Origin of the sequence: Pedobacter cryotolerans, from assembly GCF_005116475.1 — a bacterium.
Taxonomy (GTDB): Bacteria; Bacteroidota; Bacteroidia; order Sphingobacteriales; family Sphingobacteriaceae; genus Pedobacter; species Pedobacter cryotolerans.
Genome location: NZ_SWBO01000003.1, coordinates 388152 through 406906, shown reverse-complemented (window position 1 = coordinate 406906; position 18755 = coordinate 388152). Strand labels below are relative to the sequence as shown.

General features: G+C 34.2%; 20 protein-coding genes. 14 read left to right on the top strand and 6 right to left on the bottom strand.

Going from position 1 to position 18755, the window contains the following annotated elements; genetic code table 11:
• The first annotated feature begins 2 nt into the window (after positions 1-2).
• Both FA045_RS07355 and FA045_RS07350 read left to right on the top strand, forming a co-directional pair.
• The gene (locus FA045_RS07355; RefSeq protein WP_136876019.1) at positions 3-656 is read left to right on the top strand and encodes an energy transducer TonB; all 654 of its coding nucleotides are present in this window, start codon (positions 3-5) and stop codon (positions 654-656) included.
• Positions 657-1061 carry a hypothetical protein gene (locus FA045_RS07350; protein ID WP_136876017.1) on the top strand — a complete coding sequence of 135 codons (405 nt, stop codon included), beginning with the start codon at positions 657-659 and terminating at the stop codon, positions 1059-1061.
• On the opposite strand, the gene FA045_RS07345 is transcribed toward FA045_RS07350, so the two are convergent.
• Positions 1021-1914, bottom strand: a complete 894-nt coding sequence (locus FA045_RS07345; RefSeq protein ID WP_136876015.1) for a diacylglycerol/lipid kinase family protein — start codon at positions 1912-1914, stop codon at positions 1021-1023. The genes FA045_RS07350 and FA045_RS07345 overlap by 41 nt on opposite strands.
• Before the next feature lie 58 nt (positions 1915-1972).
• On the opposite strand from FA045_RS07345, the gene FA045_RS07340 reads away from it, so the two are divergent.
• Both FA045_RS07340 and FA045_RS07335 read left to right on the top strand, forming a co-directional pair.
• Positions 1973-2947 (top strand): App1 family protein, encoded by a 975-nt coding sequence (locus FA045_RS07340; protein ID WP_136876013.1) that lies wholly within the window; start codon positions 1973-1975, stop codon positions 2945-2947.
• 10 nt (positions 2948-2957) lie between these two features.
• Positions 2958-3359: an META domain-containing protein gene (locus tag FA045_RS07335; protein WP_136876011.1), complete on the top strand. Its 402-nt coding sequence runs from the start codon at positions 2958-2960 to the stop codon at positions 3357-3359.
• A 58-nt stretch (positions 3360-3417) separates the two neighbouring features.
• Here the strand turns inward: FA045_RS07335 and FA045_RS07330 are convergent, their stop codons facing one another.
• Positions 3418-3786 (bottom strand): YccF domain-containing protein, encoded by a 369-nt coding sequence (locus tag FA045_RS07330; protein ID WP_136876009.1) that lies wholly within the window; start codon positions 3784-3786, stop codon positions 3418-3420.
• Between the two features lie 108 nt (positions 3787-3894).
• On the opposite strand from FA045_RS07330, the gene FA045_RS07325 reads away from it, so the two are divergent.
• Positions 3895-4251, top strand: a complete 357-nt coding sequence (locus FA045_RS07325) for a hypothetical protein (RefSeq protein WP_136876007.1) — start codon at positions 3895-3897, stop codon at positions 4249-4251.
• A 41-nt stretch (positions 4252-4292) separates the two neighbouring features.
• Positions 4293-4925, top strand: a complete 633-nt coding sequence (gene aat, locus FA045_RS07320) for a leucyl/phenylalanyl-tRNA--protein transferase (RefSeq protein ID WP_136876005.1) — start codon at positions 4293-4295, stop codon at positions 4923-4925.
• 78 nt (positions 4926-5003) lie between these two features.
• Here aat and FA045_RS07315 read toward each other — a convergent pair whose 3' ends face one another.
• A complete protein-coding gene (locus FA045_RS07315; RefSeq protein ID WP_136876003.1) occupies positions 5004-7901 on the bottom strand; it encodes a DEAD/DEAH box helicase in 2898 nt (965 codons plus the stop codon).
• 375 nt (positions 7902-8276) lie between these two features.
• On the opposite strand from FA045_RS07315, the gene FA045_RS07310 reads away from it, so the two are divergent.
• A complete protein-coding gene (locus tag FA045_RS07310; RefSeq protein WP_136876001.1) occupies positions 8277-8918 on the top strand; it encodes a GIN domain-containing protein in 642 nt (213 codons plus the stop codon).
• Between the two features lie 172 nt (positions 8919-9090).
• Here the strand turns inward: FA045_RS07310 and amaB are convergent, their stop codons facing one another.
• Together amaB and FA045_RS07300 are read right to left on the bottom strand one after the other, a co-directional pair.
• Positions 9091-10632 carry an L-piperidine-6-carboxylate dehydrogenase gene (amaB, locus tag FA045_RS07305; protein ID WP_136875999.1) on the bottom strand — a complete coding sequence of 514 codons (1542 nt, stop codon included), beginning with the start codon at positions 10630-10632 and terminating at the stop codon, positions 9091-9093.
• A gap of 196 nt (positions 10633-10828) precedes the next feature.
• On the bottom strand, positions 10829-11290 hold the full coding sequence (locus tag FA045_RS07300; protein WP_136875997.1) for a nuclear transport factor 2 family protein: 462 nt from the start codon (positions 11288-11290) through the stop codon (positions 10829-10831).
• 244 nt (positions 11291-11534) lie between these two features.
• On the opposite strand from FA045_RS07300, the gene FA045_RS07295 reads away from it, so the two are divergent.
• From FA045_RS07295 to FA045_RS07265, 7 genes are all read left to right on the top strand, one after another.
• Positions 11535-12938, top strand: a complete 1404-nt coding sequence (locus tag FA045_RS07295) for a tetratricopeptide repeat protein (protein ID WP_136875995.1) — start codon at positions 11535-11537, stop codon at positions 12936-12938.
• A gap of 139 nt (positions 12939-13077) precedes the next feature.
• The gene (locus FA045_RS07290; RefSeq protein ID WP_136875993.1) at positions 13078-13845 is read left to right on the top strand and encodes a phosphosulfolactate synthase; all 768 of its coding nucleotides are present in this window, start codon (positions 13078-13080) and stop codon (positions 13843-13845) included.
• A 201-nt stretch (positions 13846-14046) separates the two neighbouring features.
• A complete protein-coding gene (locus FA045_RS07285) occupies positions 14047-14796 on the top strand; it encodes a shikimate dehydrogenase family protein (protein ID WP_136875991.1) in 750 nt (249 codons plus the stop codon).
• Between the two features lie 87 nt (positions 14797-14883).
• A complete protein-coding gene (gldD, locus tag FA045_RS07280) occupies positions 14884-15465 on the top strand; it encodes a gliding motility lipoprotein GldD (protein ID WP_136875989.1) in 582 nt (193 codons plus the stop codon).
• Positions 15466-15497: 32 nt separating this feature from the next.
• Positions 15498-16136, top strand: a complete 639-nt coding sequence (locus tag FA045_RS07275) for an MBL fold metallo-hydrolase (RefSeq protein ID WP_136875987.1) — start codon at positions 15498-15500, stop codon at positions 16134-16136.
• A 136-nt stretch (positions 16137-16272) separates the two neighbouring features.
• Positions 16273-17505 (top strand): ABC transporter permease, encoded by a 1233-nt coding sequence (locus tag FA045_RS07270; RefSeq protein WP_136875985.1) that lies wholly within the window; start codon positions 16273-16275, stop codon positions 17503-17505.
• A gap of 4 nt (positions 17506-17509) precedes the next feature.
• Positions 17510-17887: a hypothetical protein gene (locus FA045_RS07265; RefSeq protein WP_136875983.1), complete on the top strand. Its 378-nt coding sequence runs from the start codon at positions 17510-17512 to the stop codon at positions 17885-17887.
• 1 nt (position 17888) lies between these two features.
• Here FA045_RS07265 and FA045_RS07260 read toward each other — a convergent pair whose 3' ends face one another.
• Positions 17889-18740 carry a menaquinone biosynthesis family protein gene (locus FA045_RS07260; protein ID WP_136875981.1) on the bottom strand — a complete coding sequence of 284 codons (852 nt, stop codon included), beginning with the start codon at positions 18738-18740 and terminating at the stop codon, positions 17889-17891.
• Between the last annotated feature and the right edge of the window lie 15 nt (positions 18741-18755).

The following is an 18755-nucleotide window of genomic DNA, read 5'->3' as shown; positions in this document are numbered from 1 at the left end:
TTATGTACAAATTAGCAGCAATAATTTTATCTTTTACCAGCGTTTCGGCTTTTGGGCAACAGCCTGAGATAAAAGAAGGCTTGCCTAATTTTATTAAAAATAATATCATTTACCCATCTTATTCAAAATATAATTGCATACAGGGTTTGGTTAATGTAGGTTTTAAATTAAATGCCAAAGGCGAAGTTTATTATTCTGTAATTACCTCTGGCCTTGGTATAGACTTAGACAAAGAAGCTTTAAGATTAGTTAGAATGAGCAGCCTAAAATGGTCTGTTCCTGATACGCATGACACAACCTCGTTATTAATTGTACCTGTAAATTTTACTTTAACTGGCTATGATTGTGACAGAAAAAGTAAAGCTGAAATTGCCCTGGCTATTAAAGCTTACAAGGACGATGAAGAATTGACCAACGTAATCAGCAATTATTATAAAAATAAAGAGAGGGGTACTTCTGAGCTTGCTGATGAAATTAAAGTAATACAGATTAAAAATCAGTTGGGTATAGACGATGAATACCTTGATGAAAGAATAAATGCTGGGTTAAAAAAAATTAAGCAGGGCGATAGACAAGGAGCTTGCGAAGAGTTTAACTTTGTAAAATATATGGGCTCTGATAAAGCTAAAGACTTGCTTGATAAATATTGTAAATAAATGCGCTTACTACTTCGTTCCTTTGCTCTTTTAGATGTTGTTTCTTTGGTTTTTTTAGGGATGCAATTATGGCAAATTAGCCATCATTTTAATGAGATTGTAAAACAGTCTGAAAAGTTAGCTGCAATATTAATGTTCCCGATGTTTGTATTGGTTGTATTAGGCGGTATTGGTTTATGGCTTAATAAAAAGTTTGGGTTTATCCTTTACTACATTCAATTTCCTTTTAGGCTTTATTTGTGGGTTTTTACTTTAGGTTTTATCACATTATTGCCCGAAGCTTTTGAAAGTTTTGAAGATTATTGGTTTGATATTTTGCTTAAAGCTTGTATGGTTGGCGAGTTTATCAGACTTTATGTAACCATTAAAGCTCACTTGAAAATGAGGGGCCAACAAGCACATTAATTGCTTTAGGAATAATTTTGGCTTCTACAGTTTTAACCTTGCCAAAATATTCTCCATCAACTTGAAAATGTACTTTATGTTTAGTGGTAATCTTTAAACTAGCTGTTTGAAAACTTTCAATTTTTTCTGGATTCCAAGGTAATTTGGTTGCCCAAATTTTCAAAATTTCCATTACGGCATAATCTTTTACAATAATAACCTCAAATAATTCATCATCTAATTTACCATCAGGATTAATTTCAAAACCTGTTCCGTATTGTTTGGCATTGGCAACAACAACCATTGCCGCTTTTTCTTTTACGGTTTTTCCATTAATGTTAAACTCAACATCCATTTTGCGGTGGTACCAGAAAGCATGCCATGCTGCTTTGGCATAAGTCCACATGCCGCGAGTTGGCAAATCATCGAATTTTTTAACAATATAGGCGTTAAAGCCAATATCTGCCAGATGTATGCATAACTCATCATTAATAGAAACTGCATGAATTTGCTTTGGTTTGCCGCTAATGTTTAATGCTAAAGCTTCGGCTAAATCTTCGGGTATGCCCAATTCTTTTGCCATTCCATTAGCAGAACCTGCCGGGATAATACCAATGGGAGTATCAGTGCCTAACAAGCATTCGGCAACAAGTTTCAAGGTTCCATCACCGCCAACTGCGATTACTTTATCTGCCTTAGATTTTTCAATTGCCGCTTTAATTTTATCTATTGAACATTTTTTAGGCAGTTCAAAAATTTCTGCTGTTTCTTCTTTATCTGCAAAAAAACTTTGTATTTCTTGCTTGTAGTTTACTTCGCCTTTGCCTGAGCTTGGGTTAACAATATAGAGTAATTTCTGAGCTTTAGATTTCACGGATTGATTATTTATAACCCTTTACAAACAACTGATGCTCAACTCTGTTTTAATTATAATGATTAATCCAACTTCAGTAAAAGTTTACCACGGGTATGGGCACACGCATAACTTAGTTGTTTATGGGCATGTTTTTAGGTTTAAGGCCAAAACCACACAAAATTTTAGTACAAATTTGTTTGTAAACATTGTGCATTTATTTAAGCTTTTTGTGGTAAAACCATCATCCTTTACAACTGTAAGATTAAACTTTCATAATCAAGTTATCACTCAAAAAACAGAATACGATGGTTTTTTTAAGTTTGAATGGGCTGCTGAAAAAGAAGTTGCCGCAGGTTGGCACGATGTAGAAGTTTCGGCATTAGATGAAAGGGGTGAAGTTAGCGTATCAGGTACAGGGAAAATTTATGTGCCACATAAAACCCAATACGCATTTATTTCTGATATTGATGATACCGTAATGATTTCTCATTCGGCAAAAATTTATCGCAGATTACGACAGCTTTTTATTAAAAATCCGCGAACCAGAAAAACTTTTCCTGCGGTTAAAAACCATTACCAGGCCTTGGCAAATGCACATACACCAGCAGATCAACCAAACCCTTTTTTTTATGTATCGAGCAGCGAATGGAATTTGTACGATTATTTGGTGGAGACTTTTAGATATAAGGAATTACCAGAAGGCACTTTTTTGCTGAACCAATTGAAACGATGGAAAAGTTTATTTAAAACTGGTAAAACTGGCCACGAAGGTAAATTAATTAGGATTTTGAGAATTTTAGATGCTTTCCCCAATCAGAAGTTTGTTTTTTTTGGAGATAATTCTCAACAAGATCCAGCTATCTATCAGATGATTGCAGAAAAATACCACAAAAATATTGTAGCCGTTTATATTAGAAACGTTAGAAAATCTAAAGTAGAAGAAACAAATACCTTATTAGCAAAAATAGAAGCGAAACAAATTGCTACTTGTTTGTTTAATGATAGTACAAGTGCAATAGCACATTCAAAAAAAATCGGATTAATTGATTAATTTTAGCATCATGAAAAGATTATTTTTATTATTTGTAATGGCAATTGCTTTACAATCGTGTTCAGAAAAAATGAATGGTAACAATATAGCAGGAATAAGTTGGGTATTGAGCGAATGGCCGGGTCAAACAATGCCAAACACCACCAAAAAGGCAACATTGGCTTTTGGTGCCGACAATCAAGTTAGTGGCAAATCTTTTTGTAATGGATTTGGCGGTACGGTTTCAATTAATGGCGAAACTATTAAATTTAATGAGTTAATTGGCACCATGATGTATTGTGAAGATGTTGGTCAGGCAGAAGGAAAGTATACCGAAGGTTTAAGAAATGCAAATTCGTTTAAAGTGGTAAATGGTAAACTTCAGTTATTGCAAGATGGCAAATTGCTAATGGTTTTTAGTAAAGGAGAGTAGCAGTTTTCAGTTTGTAGTTTTCGGTTTTAGATGCATAACAATTCGTACAAGAAGTCTTTTAACTAATCGATTTTCCAAAAGGAGAAAAAGCCAAGTTCATCAATTTAAAATGTTGTAAGCCAAAGGGAATGCCTACAATGGTAATGCAAAACAACAAGCCAAATAGTAGGTGAGTTAATACAATCCAAATCCCACCAAAAATTAGCCAAATGATATTCATGATGGTTGATAGGCAACCAACATTGGATGAAGTGTCAGTGATTTTAACTCCAAATGGTGCCAAACCAACAATGGCAAATTTAAAGCATTGTATACCAAATGGAATGCCTACAATGGTTAAACACAAAACCAATCCGCCAAAAATATATTGGAAAAATATAAATATACCTCCGAAAATAATCCAAATGATATTGCCTAAAAAACTCATGTTTTTAAGAGTAATTGATTGCTTAAATGTTACATGTCAGTTTTATTTTTTGGTTTCAATAATTCAGGTAATTGTGTAATTTGCTGTACACACAAAAAACCTAAAAGAATGAAAAAATTAATTGTTTTGTCGGCTATTGCCGCCTGCCTTGCTTTTTCTGAAGTTAAGGCTCAAACTGTAAATGGAGTTAGATTAAGTGAAATCCGTGCTGAGTATATCGAAATTTCTGAATTTAGGCGCTATCTGGGTGAGAAAACTTTCATCTATTTAGAGTATGGGCAAAAAATTGAATTTGCTAGAGCAAATGCAGTAATTAAAGATGATGATGGGAAGGATTTAGAGTTTAATTCTTTAATAGATTGTGTAAATAAGCTTAGGAATTATGGCTACGAACTTTTTGAAACCTATGTCCTTAAGTACAATGAAGGCAATCCAGTTAAATATTATATCTTAAAAAAGAAGTAATCAAAGCAGCAATTGCTAAAATTGCTGCTTATACTTGCAAAATGGTTTTTAGCTTACTTGATGATGAAATCATTTTTCCGGATGCAGCCTTGGCAGAGCCAGATGGTTTGTTGGCTATTGGCGGAGATTTAAGTGTAGAGCGTTTAACTTTAGCCTACCAAAGTGGTATTTTTCCATGGTTTAGCGAAGACGATCCAATCCTGTGGTTTGCTCCGCATGAGCGTTGTGTGATTTTTCCAGATCAAATTAAAATCAGCAAGAGTATGCAAAAGCTTTTAAGGGAAAATACTTTTCAGGTAACAGTGAATAAGGCTTTTGATAAAGTAATTGAAAACTGTGCAAAAACACCGCGTTTAGGGCAAGATGGAACTTGGATTACCGATGATATGCAAAAAGCCTATTTAAAAATGCATCAAAAAGTTTTAGCCCACAGTGTGGAAGTTTGGCAAAACGATAAACTTGTTGGTGGCTTGTATGGTATAAATATCGGAAATGTTTTTTGTGGAGAAAGCATGTTTAGTTTGGTGAGTAATGCCTCAAAAACGGCGCTAATTTACTTAGCCAAAAACATGAGTTTTAAATTGATTGATTGCCAATTGCCAAATGATCATTTAATGAGTTTAGGGGCAGAAATGATTAGTAGGGAAGAATATTTGGAGATTTTGAACCCCTAAATCCCCTAAATGGGACTTTTGCATATTGCACATCACATGAACGATAGAAAGACAAGTCCCCTTTAGGGGATTTAGGGGTTAATTCAACAACTCCCTAATATCATCTTTACTTAGCGATTTAAAGAAACTTTCTTCGGTAGTAATTAATGAGTTTGCCAACGATTTTTTACGCCTTTGTAAAGCCAAAATTTTTTCTTCAACAGTATCTTTTGAAATAAATTTATAGATGAAAACTTTCTTATCCTGACCAATTCTATGCGTTCTATCAATTGCTTGTTGCTCAACGGCAGGGTTCCACCATGGATCTAAAATAAACACATAATCTGCTTGGGTTAAGTTTAAACCAACTCCACCAGCTTTTATAGAAATTAAAAAAACTTTCAGGTCTTTATTTTCCTGAAACTCGGCTACAATTTCGCCGCGGTTTTTAGTGCCGCCATCTAAGTAAGCAAATGGAATATTTTGTTGGGTTAAACTATCTTTAAATATGCTTAAATGTTTTACAAATTGAGAAAAGATCAAAACTTTATGTCCGCCTTTTAAAACGCTATCTAAAGTGTGCATCACGTTTTCAAATTTCCCAGAGTCTGATGCGTAATTTTCATCTATCATCACAGGGTGATTTGCCAATTGCCTCAATGCAGTTAAACCTTGCAAAAGCTGAACTTGCTTTTTTGCTAATCCACCATTTTCCATCTCTTTCATCAAATCATTTCGATAAGCCGATTTAATCTTTTCGTATTCTGCAGCTTGGTCTTCACTCATGTCGCAGTAATAAATCTGCTCGGTTTTTGGCGGTAATTCAGCCGCAACTTGCTCTTTCGTTCTACGTAACACGAAAGGTTTGATAATGGCTTGTAGTTTTTTGGCTTTTTCTTCGTCTTTACGTTTCTCTATAGCTTGTACATATTCATCATTAAAAAATGATTGTGTGCCCAATAAACCCGGGTTTAAGAAAGTTAATTGCGTCCATAAATCGCCAACAGAGTTTTCTACTGGCGTGCCACTTAAAACTAATTTATGACGAGATTTAAGCATTCTTACTGCTTTAAAAGATTTTGATGAAGGATTTTTAATGTTCTGACTTTCGTCTAAAATAATATAGTTAAAATAAAATTTACTGATGATTTCTGCATCAACTCTTGTAACGCCATAAGTGGTAATTACTACATCGTACTTATCAAAAAGACTAATATCCTTGTTTCTAAATGTGCCCGTATGCGAATGGATTTTAAGTTTTGGCGTAAACTTTTTAGCTTCATTTAACCAGTTGTAAATTAAAGAGGTTGGCATTATAATCAGCGATGTGCTGTGTGTTGCATTTTGCTCATCTTCTTCTTTTAATTTTTGCAACATGGCCAATGTTTGTATGGTTTTACCCAAACCCATATCATCTGCCAAGCAGCCACCAAAATTATACTCACGCAAAAAACTAAACCAATTGTAACCCGCTTTTTGGTAATGGCGTAAATCTCCTTTAAAATTTATAGGCATTGCTGTGTCTGCAATGTCTTCAAAATCGTTTAATCGTTGTAGTTTTCTATCTAATGTAACGTTGGCTAAACTATCTTCTGCTAAATCGTTAATTAAACCAATATGGTGTTTTTTAAGCTTGAGGTTTTTAGTACCATCGGCCAAGCTAAATATGCTACTGTATTGCGTAAACCATTTTTCGGGGATAATTGCAATATCGCCATCTGGCAAAACAAATTCTCTTTTTTTATGGAGGATATGTTGTTTTAAAGCGATAAAAGGAATAGGATGGATGCCGAAATAAACGATCGCATTGATATCAAACCAATCATTATCTTCCTTAATTTCGAAATCAATTTTATTGGCGCCAAAAACAAAGCGTTTGCTACTGCTGGCTTGTTCAATTTCAAATCCTTGCCCTTGCAACACTTCAATATGTTCATTTACCCAATTTAAAATGGCATAAGATGGGTTATCATTTTCGCTTAAGTTTGGCAATTCTAAATGATGAAAAATTGCTGAAATTTTCTTTAAACCTAAACCTTGCAGGAAGTTGAATTTCTCTTTCTCCCAATCGCTATTTCTTTTGATGCGGGTAAAAGTGTAATTGTCTTCATCTTTACTTAAGCGAACAGTAACTTTATTTTCATTACCCATGGCAAAAGCGTATTGCCCATATTTAAAGTATAACTGAATTTGCGAAATGCCACCATCAACGTAAATTACCTTAATTACTGGAGTTGCTTCGTGTTTCTCTGTTTTAATCTCGAAACCCTCTGCATAAACGTGGTGTTTTTCTATCAGCGGTGCTACAAATTTTTCGAAATAAGTTTCTTCTGTAGCTTTTGGTATAGCGATAAACCTTTTATTTAAAAACGGAATGAATTTTTTTCCTTCAACACCTTGTTCGAAAAAATAGAGCACATCATTTAACAATAGCCAAGCAGGCTGATTACAAACAACTTGTGCCTCTTTAAACATAAAATCGATGCGTAAACCTTGATATTTGATGGTTGGGAAATACCGGGTTTCAGTTTCATTTCTTCTAAAATGGAAAAGTACAGTCGCCGGTTCGGTAGCTAATTCTAGCTTTCGCTCTGCAGGCCAACCATCTTTATCCATTAAATAAAGCCCATCTTTTTCTTTTAAGATTTCTAAAACTTCGGTTAGCTTTTTTTCAATCTTAGGGCGAACATTTTCATAAAATTTATCATCAAAAAACTTGCTAAAAAATTCAAAAGGTCTGATGGCTTTTTTATGGTATTTTTTAATGATGTAATCTTGCTCCATCTCATCTAATATCTTGATGAGTTTAAAATCAACATCTGTTAAATGCTTGGCAAATTCTTTGGCAGTATGCGTAAATAAACGTTGGTAAGTTAAAGAGAAATCGCCCTGCGGATTTAGTTGAACAATATGAGGTTCAATTAAATAGCCTAAAAACTCATGTTTGCACAAAGAGTATACAATTTTGCAAGGGGATGAACTGTTTACACGTAACATTGGTTAAGGGCTAAAAGAAAGACAAGCTAAGCATCTAAAAATTTCTAAACTTACAGTATTTTGTTGAGTGTTCAAACACTGCAAGAATATTTTATTAGTTCATTGGTTCAATCGTTCATTAAGTATGATGGAAAACCAAATAGGCTTACTAATTAATCGAATGAACCAGTGAACCAGTGAACCAATTTCTACACCCCGTTCGTCGAATAATTACAGCCGTTGGTCGTGGGTAACTTGCACGTGGTCTAAAACAGCCAATTCTGCTGCAACTTTTTTAATGTGATATAGTCTTATATACGAAACCTGCCAGCAAGTTGCTTGCAGAAAAACAAAATATAAATAACAGATTAACAATCACATAAAAAATTAAAGATCATGAAAACCTCTATTAAAAACCTATTCGCAGTAGCATTAACCAGTTTAGTTTTAACAAGTTCAGCATTTGCAGCCACTGATGTAAAATCTAACCAAGTAACAATATTAAATCAAGTAAAAAACATTAGCAAAATTGAAGTAAAAGGTAATGTTGAAATCATCTTGGTACAAGCTACAGTTGAGAGCGTTAAAGTTTACGACAGCTACTATGCTAAAAACGCTTTAGTGCAACAACAAGATGGCGTATTGCGCATTAGTTCTTTTCAAAAAGAAACTCTAACTGTTGCAGTTTATGTGCGTAATCTTTCTAGTATTGAAGCAGCAGATAATGCAACTGTAACAACTTTAGGAAAAGTAAATTTCTTAAGCTTAGATGTTGTTTTAACAGGTAAAGCAAAAGCTGATTTGAATACAAATACAGTAAACTTAACTACAGTTGTAAAAGACAATGCAATTTTAAACTTAAGCGGATACACCACAGATTTATATGCTAGCATGGGTGCTAATGCTAACTTAAATTTAGCTCAATTTAAAGCAGATTGCTCTAGTGTAAATAGTATTGCACCAGTTTATGCGAAAACTACACCAGTTAAAAAAGTAACTTTAGAAAGTATTGGTTACGCTGATGATTTGGCTAAGTAAGCTTAAAGACCAAAGCAAAAATTATAACTCTATCATATATATAAAACAAATAGCGCCGAAATTAATTTCGGCGCTATTTTTATATTAAGGTTTGTCATTCAGAGCGCAGCGAAGAATCTATTTTGTAATTCTTTGCTGAGATTCCTCACTAGTTCGGAATGACAATTTGTTTTTACAAATCAAACTTTATCCCTTGCGCTAAAGGCAAAGTATTTGCGTAATTAATGGTATTCGTTTGTCTGCGCATGTAAACTTTCCACGCATCAGAACCACTTTCTCTACCACCACCTGTTTCTTTTTCGCCACCAAAAGCACCACCAATTTCTGCTCCAGATGTGCCGATGTTTACATTAGCAATGCCGCAATCAGAACCTTGGGCAGATAAAAACTGCTCGGCTTCTCTCAAATTTAAAGTCATAATTGCAGATGATAAACCTTGCGGAACACCATTTTGCAGTGCGATAGCTTCATCTAATTCTGTATATTTAATTAAGTATAAAATCGGTGCAAAAGTTTCATGCTGTACAATTTTATAATCGTTTTTAACTTCTGCAATGCATGGCTTTACATAACAACCAGATGAATATTCATCGCCAGTTAACACACCACCTTCTACTACAAATTTCCCGCCTTCGGCTTTGCATTTTTCTATCGAATCTAAATAACTGGCAACCGCATCTTGATCAATTAATGGGCCAACATGGTTGTTCTGGTCTAACGGATCTCCAATTCTCAATTGTCCGTAAGCTTTAACCAGTTTGGACACAAAATTATCGTAAACACTTTCGTGGATAATCAATCGTCTTGTTGTAGTGCAGCGTTGACCAGCAGTACCCACAGCGCCAAAAACAGCACCAATAATTGACATATCTAAATCGGCATCTTTTGAAATGATGATGGCATTATTACCTCCTAATTCTAATAAACTTTTGCCTAAACGAGCGCCAACTGCAGCACTAACTGCTTTACCCATTCTTGTTGAGCCTGTTGCAGAAACCAAAGGCACACGAGTATCATTACTCATCAATTCACCAATTACCCTATCACCAATAATCAAATTACAAACACCTTCGGGTACTTCATTGGCTTTTAAAACTTTTTCAATAATATGTTGACAAGCAATTGCTGTTAATGGTGTTTTTTCTGATGGTTTCCAGATGCAAACATTGCCGCACACCCAAGCTAAAGCCGTATTCCATGCCCAAACTGCAACCGGGAAATTAAATGCAGAGATAATTGCTATTATTCCTATTGGATGCCATTGCTCATACATTCTATGATTTGGTCTTTCGCTATGCATAGTTAAGCCATACAACTGACGAGATAAGCCTACTGCAAAATCGCAGATATCAATCATCTCTTGTACTTCTCCAAAACCTTCTTGTAAGCTTTTGCCCATTTCATAAGAAACTAAAGTGCCCAAGGCTTCTTTGTTTTCACGTAACGCTTCACCAAATTGACGCACCATTTCGCCACGTTTTGGAGCCGGAACTTTTCGCCATTCTAAAAATGCTTTTTGCGCTGTTTCTACCACAACATCATAATCTTTTTTAGACGCTACCTGCACAGCTGCAATCTTTTTTCCATCAACAGGAGAATTACTTTCGATGATTGTTTCGTTATTGGTTTTACCCCAATTACTGCCTGTACTGTATGCTTGATTAATGTCGTGGATGCCTAACTGCTTTAAAACGGCGCTGATATTTGTTTTCATACGAAGATTTTATGATTTAAATCGGTTGTTACAAAACAACAAAAAATTAAGGAGTAAAGCCAATTTATTAAATTGTACTGGTATTAGCAACCGAGCCTTAGTCGTGTCGTCCTGCTGAATTTATTTCAGCATCTGGACTGCATACAGGATGATGTGCCAAAAAACAATTTTTTTAGATTAATCCAATATTAATAGGTTAATTACAATTATCTTTCCTTCTGGTGTCAATCAAATAAATAATCTTCCAGCCATCATCACCCTTAAAAAGCTGAAATGAGTTTACACCACAATGGCTAAACTTCTCTCCTACGTAAAACTTATAATCGGTCCAAACGCTAGCTAAATTAGCATCAATTAAAATTTTGGTAAATACAATCCGCTCATCGTATTTTTCGCTATGCGGCGTACCAATACTTTTAATAAAATTAGCTAAACTTTCGGTTCTTACTACAGCTTTACCCTCTTTTGTTTTAGCAATAGTTTGCATGGTATTGTTTGCCGCAAAAGCCTTTTTCAACATGGTTGTATCAGAACTTCTCATTCCATCAAACAATAAATTTATAGTGGACTTAACCGCTTCTTCTTCATTTAAATTTTGTGCAGAAACATTAGTTGTTGATAAAATGATAGCAATAAAATAAAGATAGAATTGTTTCATGACTTGATTTTTACTGAATTATACCTAAATATATGTTATTTTTGCAAACAATAAAAAGAACAACAATCTATAGACGAACCAGCCTAATTGGCATTCTCATTTAACATACCTAAAACTTTTACTACTAGTTAATTATCCCATTGGGATGTTTGTATGTTGAAAATTATTTTCGTTAGTCGGGTTTTATTTAATTAAAATTATAATGATTTTAAAATAATAGGGTTGTTCTTTAAATTTTTAGTACATGGAAGAAGAATTTGAATTTGATTTTAATGATGATGCGCAAAATAGTGTAGAGCGTTATGAAGAAATGATCCGCAATCAGGATCAATATTTTTTCGATGCCCAGGCTTTTGAGTACATTATTGACAATTACATAGAAAAGAACGATCCCGTTAAAGCATTACAAGTTGTAGAATACGCTTTAAATCAACATCCTTATGCTGCGGTTTTTTTAATTAAACAAGCACAACTTTTATTATTTACCAATCAGGTTGATAAAGCTTTTGTTGCCTTAGAAAAAGCCGAAATGTTAGAGGCTTCAGAGGCTGATATTTATGTGTTGCGTGGTAACATTTACCAAAACTTAGATCGCCATGCCGAAGCTTTAGAAAATTTTGAGAAAGCTTTAGATTTAGCAGAAACTACCGACGAAATTTTGCTGCAAATGGCTTATGTATATCAAAATATGCATGATTATGAAACCGCAATAATTTACATCAAGCGAAGCTTAGAGCAAAATATGGAAAACAAAGACGGCTTGTATGAGCTTGCTTTTTGTTACGATATTTTAGACAAACAGGAAGAAAGCATTAAATTTTATCAAGAATATATTGATAATGATCCGTATTCTTATGCAGCTTGGTATAACTTGGCCAACTCTTTCCATAAGTTAGATTTGTTCGAAAAAGCAATAGATGCTTACGATTATGCCATTTTAATTAAAGAAAATTTTGCCTCTGCTTATTACAACAAAGGTAATGCTTTGGTGCAATTAGATAAATATCAGGAAGCAATTGATGTTTACAAACAAACTTTTGAATACGAACCACCTAATGCAGATACTTATTGCGCCATTGGTGAGTGCTACGAAAAGTTAGAAAAAATGGACGAAGCCCGTTCTTACTATAAAAAATCGGTAAAAATGGATTCGAAAATGGCCGATGCTTGGTTTGGTATTGGTGTAACATTAAATCACGAAGAACGCTTTTTCGAGTCGTTACATTTCTATAAAAAAGCTTTAGAATTGGATGAAGAAAATCCAGATTTTTGGTTTGCCATGGCTGATGCTTACTATAAACTAGGGCAAGTAGAAGAATCGGTTGAGGCTTATTACAAAGTTTTAGAATATAATCCGCTTGATATTGAAGCTTGGTTAGATTTTTCGACTGTTTTGTACGAACAAGGCAAGTTACTTGAAGCATCTGAAACAATGGCTGATGCGATTAAAAATAATCCAGATGCAGCAGAGCTGTATTATCGGATGGTAGCTTATTTGTTTGCCTTAGGCCAATCGAATGATGCGCTCGCTTATTTAGAAACTGCTTTAGTAACCGACCCCGATAAACATTATATTTTATTCGAATATTTGCCTCAATTGCAAGATAACGGATTAATAATCAATGTAATTAACAAGTATATTAAATAGCCGAAAAATAGCGTTTAAAACTAAAATTTAAAAAGAGCAGAGTTTTTATAACCTTTGCACCAAATAATTACCCTTTCTCAATTACCTATTAATTGTCATTGGGTTCCATTTTATAAATGGAAAATATTAAAAAAACCAGATGAATTATAAATTAAATGACATTCCAGAACGCCCAGTTAAGCCGCGTGAAAAAGGTTTAACAATGGTAATGGATAAAGGACTAAGTCTGAGACAGGTTGAAGACTTTATAGAAGTTGCAGGGGTACACACTGATATTGTAAAGCTAGGTTGGGCAACATCATTTGTTACACCAAATTTAAAAGAGAAACTAGCGCTTTACCGTAGCGCAGGTATACCAACTTATTTTGGTGGTACACTTTTCGAAGCATTTGCAATTAGAAATCAGTTTGATGATTACCGCAGAGTTTTAGAAGATTTCGGGATGGAATATGCAGAAGTTTCTGATGGTTCGATGGATATCGAGCATGATAAAAAATGTGAATATATTCGCACACTTTCATCACAGGTAACAGTAATCTCAGAAGTGGGTTCTAAAGATGCAGCTAAAATTTTTGCACCCTATAAATGGATTGCTTTAATGAAAGCTGAGCTTGAGGCTGGTTCTTGGAAAGTAATTGCCGAAGCTCGTGAGGGTGGAAATGTAGGCATATACCGTGGTACCGGAGAAGTTAGAGAAGGTTTAGTTGATGAAATTTTAACACAAATACCAGAAGAAACCATTATTTGGGAAGCTCCACAAAAGGAACAACAGGTTTGGTTTATTAAACTAATTGGTACAAATGTAAATTTAGGTAATATCGCACCTGCGGAAGTTATTCCTTTAGAAACCATTCGATTAGGTTTAAGAGGCGATACTTTTGATTATTTTTTAAACAAAGGAAAATAATTTTTAAACTACTCGTCATTGCGAGCAAAGCGAAGCAATCTTTTTAGAAGTTTAAATTCTTTCTAAAATCATAATTGTCATCCTGAGTGTAGTCGAAGGAGTTTTGAGTTAAATTAAGTAAACAAGTCTTCAACTACGCTCAGACTGACATCAAACTAAAAATATTGCCGTCGACTTTAGTCGGCGGTTTTTTTATAAAACATGAGAACATTCGGATTAATTGGCTTTCCATTATCGCATTCATTTTCTAAAAAATTCTTTTCAGAGAAATTTGAAAATGAACAAATAGCTGATTGTAAATACGAGTTGTATCCAATCGTTCATGCCGATGAAATTAAAGAACTGGTTGCTAACAATTCATCACTTTGTGGCTTAAACGTAACCATACCACACAAGGTAAATGTGTTACCTTTTTTAAATGAGGTTGATGCAGCAGCTGCTGAAATTGGGGCTGTGAACTGCATAGCTATCAACCAAACAGTAGAAACACCTTTTTTAAAGGGATATAATACCGATGCTTATGGCTTTGCCGAATCATTAAAACCTTTATTAGCAAATCACCATAAAAAAGCATTAATTTTTGGAGATGGTGGGGCTGCAAAAGCTGTTAAATATGTGCTTACGCAACTCAGAATTTCTTATCTTTCGGTAGTTCGCAATCCAGCACCAGATGCCATCCTATATTCGGCAGTAACTGCAGAAATATTAAAGGATTACACTTTGTTAATTAATACCACTCCATTGGGTATGTTGCCAAATTTAGATTCTTACCCAGTAATTCCTTATCAGCATATAGGTGAGCAACATTTAGCTTATGATTTGGTTTACAACCCAGAAGAAACTGCATTTTTAACTAAGGTTAAAGCGCAAGGCGGAAAAATTAAAAACGGTTTAGAGATGTTATATTTACAAGCCGAACGCTCTTGGGAGATTTGGAACGATGGTAAATGAGAGAATAATTGAATTATAGAACGACTGAATATTGCGTTTTGCCTATTCTATCATTCAGTCATTCTCTCCTTCAAAATTAAATAAACTATGAGGTATTGTTTTTCGCTATTCATACTGAGTTTAATGCTCGCAGCCTGCACTGGCGAAAGTACAAACACACCCAAACCAAAAGGTTATTTTAGGATTAAATTTCCAGAAAAGAAATATCAAACTTATAACGCTAACTGTCCTTTCACTTTCGAGTACCCCACCTATGCTAAAATGATGGTAGATAACGATAAAAATGCGCAACCTTGTTGGAATAATTTAAATTTTCCTCAATTTAATGGCCAGTTGCATTTAACTTACCATGGTGTTTTTTCTGCCGAAGGCTACAACAAAATGACCGAGTTGGCAAGAGAATTGGCCATGAAACATACCGTTAAAGCCAGTGCGATTGATCAAAAGCTTATCAATTATCCCGATAGGAAAGTTTATGGCGTTTATTATACGATAGAAGGAAACACAGCTTCTTCAGTACAATTTTTTTTAACAGATAGCGCCAAACACTATTTTAGAGGTGCTTTGTATTTTAACGAACGCCCCCAATACGATTCGATACAACCCGTTGTAAAATTCATTAAACAAGATATCGATAAATTAATCGAAACCTTTAGGTGGAAAGATTAGTTTTTATATCACAATTATTATATACCATCAACATGATCAACCTTAAGAAATTCACTTTTAATCCTTACCAAGAAAATACTTACGTTTTATTTGATGAAACTGGAGATTGTGTAATAATAGATCCGGGGATGTACGATGGTGCTGAGCAAAATCAGTTGGTAAACTTTGTTAAAGAAACAAATTTAAAGCCTGTTTTATTGCTTAATACGCACTGCCATATCGATCATGTTTTGGGTAATAAATTTGTTTTCGATCAATGGGGTTTAAAGCCACAATTTCATAAAGGTGAATTACCTGTATTGCAATCTGTTGCGAGTTATGCACCGCAAATGGGTATGCAGTACGAGCTTTCGCCAGAGCCTGAAGTATTTTTAGAAGAAACAGGCAAAATAAGTTTCGGAGAAAGCGAATTAGACTTAATTTTTGCTCCTGGTCATTCACCTGCTCATTTGTGTTTTTATGCCAAAAATGAGAACTTTTTAATTGGTGGTGATGTATTGTTTTACCGCAGCATTGGCAGAACCGATTTGCCTGGTGGAAATCATCAGCAGCTCATTGATAGCATTAAGAACAATGTATTTCAATTGCCAGATGACTGCGAAGTTTTCCCTGGTCATGGACCATCAACAAGTATTGGTTTCGAGAAAATGAATAATCCGTTTTTAACCTAATTCTACTTTGACAAACTTTATAAGCACTATGATTGGAGTTTGTCAAAGTTAGCAAGATCATAACTTTGACAAATTAATAACCAGTAGCCTACAAATTTGTCAAAGTAGCTTAACCGTTTTTCCTTATCTTTACAGCGTGAACACCGCATTCTACATCGCCAAAAGGTATCTTTTTGCAAAAAAATCTACCAATGCCATCAATATCATCTCTGCAATATCTGTATTGGGTGTTTTTGTTGGTAGCACGGCGTTAATTATTATCCTTTCGGTGTTTAACGGGTTTGAGGAGATGGTGTTAAAAATGTTTAATACCATTACCCCACAAATATTAATCGCTCCTGCACAGGGTAAATCTTTCGATCCGAATACAACTTATTTTCTTTCCCTAAAAAACAACAAATCGGTGGCTTCATTTACCGAAGTTTTATCAGAAAATGCACTGATAAGATATAATGACAAACAACAACCAGCGCTAATAAAAGGTGTAAGTAACGACTTTTTAAAAAATAAAAGTTTAGATACCATTATGGTTGATGGAAGTTTTGTAATCGAAAATAAAAGCGGTGCAAACGCAGTTATTGGTTCGGCACTGCAAGCATACTTAGGTGTTAATGTAGCCGATCCTTTTGAACAATTACAAGTTTATTCGCCAAAAAAGGATATTAAAGCTGGCTCTATTAATCCGATGGATGATTTTACTGTACTAAATATTGCTCCTGCTGGGGTATTTGAGGTACAACAAGAGTTCGATAACATTATGATTGTACCTATATCATTTGCTCGAAAATTATTTACTGAAGAGAAAAATGTTACTGCAATAGAAATAAATGTAAAGGATGGGGTTGATGCCGAAAAGCTAAAAAATGAGATTGCTGAAAAATTAGGAGAACAATTTATTGTGAAGGATAGAGTGCAGCAAAATCAGGCACTTTATAATGTTTTAGGATCTGAAAAATGGATGGTTTATATCATTTTAACTTTCATACTTATTATTGCAATTTTTAACATTATAGGCTCTTTAACCATGTTGGTGATTGATAAGTTAAAAGATATTTCCATTTTGCATAGTTTGGGAGCAGGCAAAAAACTCATCAAAAAAATATTTTTATTAGAAGGAATGATGATTACATTATCTGGCTGTATATTTGGGTTATTATTTGGCTTTCTTTTTTGTTTGTTTCAGCAGCGTACAGGTTATTTTAAAATGGGAGAAGAAAATCTATTGGTATCAAACGCATATCCAATTGCGTTTAAACTAAACGATTTTGTACTTGTTTTTGTAACTGTTAGTATTTTTTCTTTCATTGCATCGGCTTTGGCATCAAATTTAAGCGTAAAGAAGATAGACCATTTAAATAAAGATCTATAAAGACATGAATACCTATAAAAAACTATTTATCGCTTTCTTTGCAACAATCTTTTTGTTATACTCATGCAGTGATGAGAAAAAAGTTGATGAGAAGAGTAAACCAACTATTATAAAAGGATTATATAGTTTTGGTCCAGAAATTAAGTCTTTTACCGATTGTATAGAAAATAAAGAATATTGGGTGGCTGATAGCGCCAAAACCTTAGAACTAGCCTACAATAACTTAGGTTTCGAAAAGCCTTATACCCCGGTTTACATAGAAGCAGAATGTCATTTCGTAAAATCTGATACCTCTATTAACGCCGATTACGATTCTACAATGGTAGTAACAAAGTTGATTAAAATTAGTAAAGAAATTCCCGAAGGACCTTGCTCTCAATAAATTAATCGATATATAAATTTTTAGTAATTTGAGGGATTACTTTATTCTTCATTGCCAAATCAAATAAAGTATCAATTGCTTTTTTACCCTCTTGGCCCAAATTAATCGAGTACTGATTTACATATAATTCTATGTGTTTGTACATCACGGCCTCATCCATTTCTTGGGCATGTTGTTTAATAAATTCGATACTAGATTTAGGATTTGCAAAAGCATATTCAACTGATTTTTTTAGCAAACTATTTACTTTTTGCTGTACATCAATTGGTAAGTTTCTATTAATTACTATCCCGCCCAAAGGGATGGCACAGTTGGTTAATTTTTCCCAATAGCTACCCAAATCCATTATTTTGTGTAAGCCTTTATCCTGATAAGTAAATCTGTTCTCGTGTATAATTAAGCCTAAATCAATTTCATCGTTTAAAAGTGCATCTTCAATTTCAGAAAATACCATTTCTTTTTTATCCCGCAGTTGCGGATAAGCTACACCCAATAAAAAATTTGCAGTAGTGTATTTGCCTGGGATGGCAATTTTGAGATTTGAGATTTGAGATTTGAGATTTGAGTTGATGCGATCTATATGCTCTTTCTTGCAAATTAACAATGGACCTACACCAAAGCCCAAAGCACTTCCAGCATCTAATAAAGCATATTCATTTACCACATGTGCAAAAGCATGGAAACTCAATTTGGTAATATCTAAATCTCCACGCATCGCTTTTTGGTTTAATGTTTCTACATCATCAAAAGAAACATCAAAAGTTAGGCCTTCGGTATCAATTTTACCATGAATTAAAGCATCGAATATAAACGTATCATTTGGGCAGGGCGAAAATCCAAGAGTTAGTTTCATGCGGTAAAAATAAAG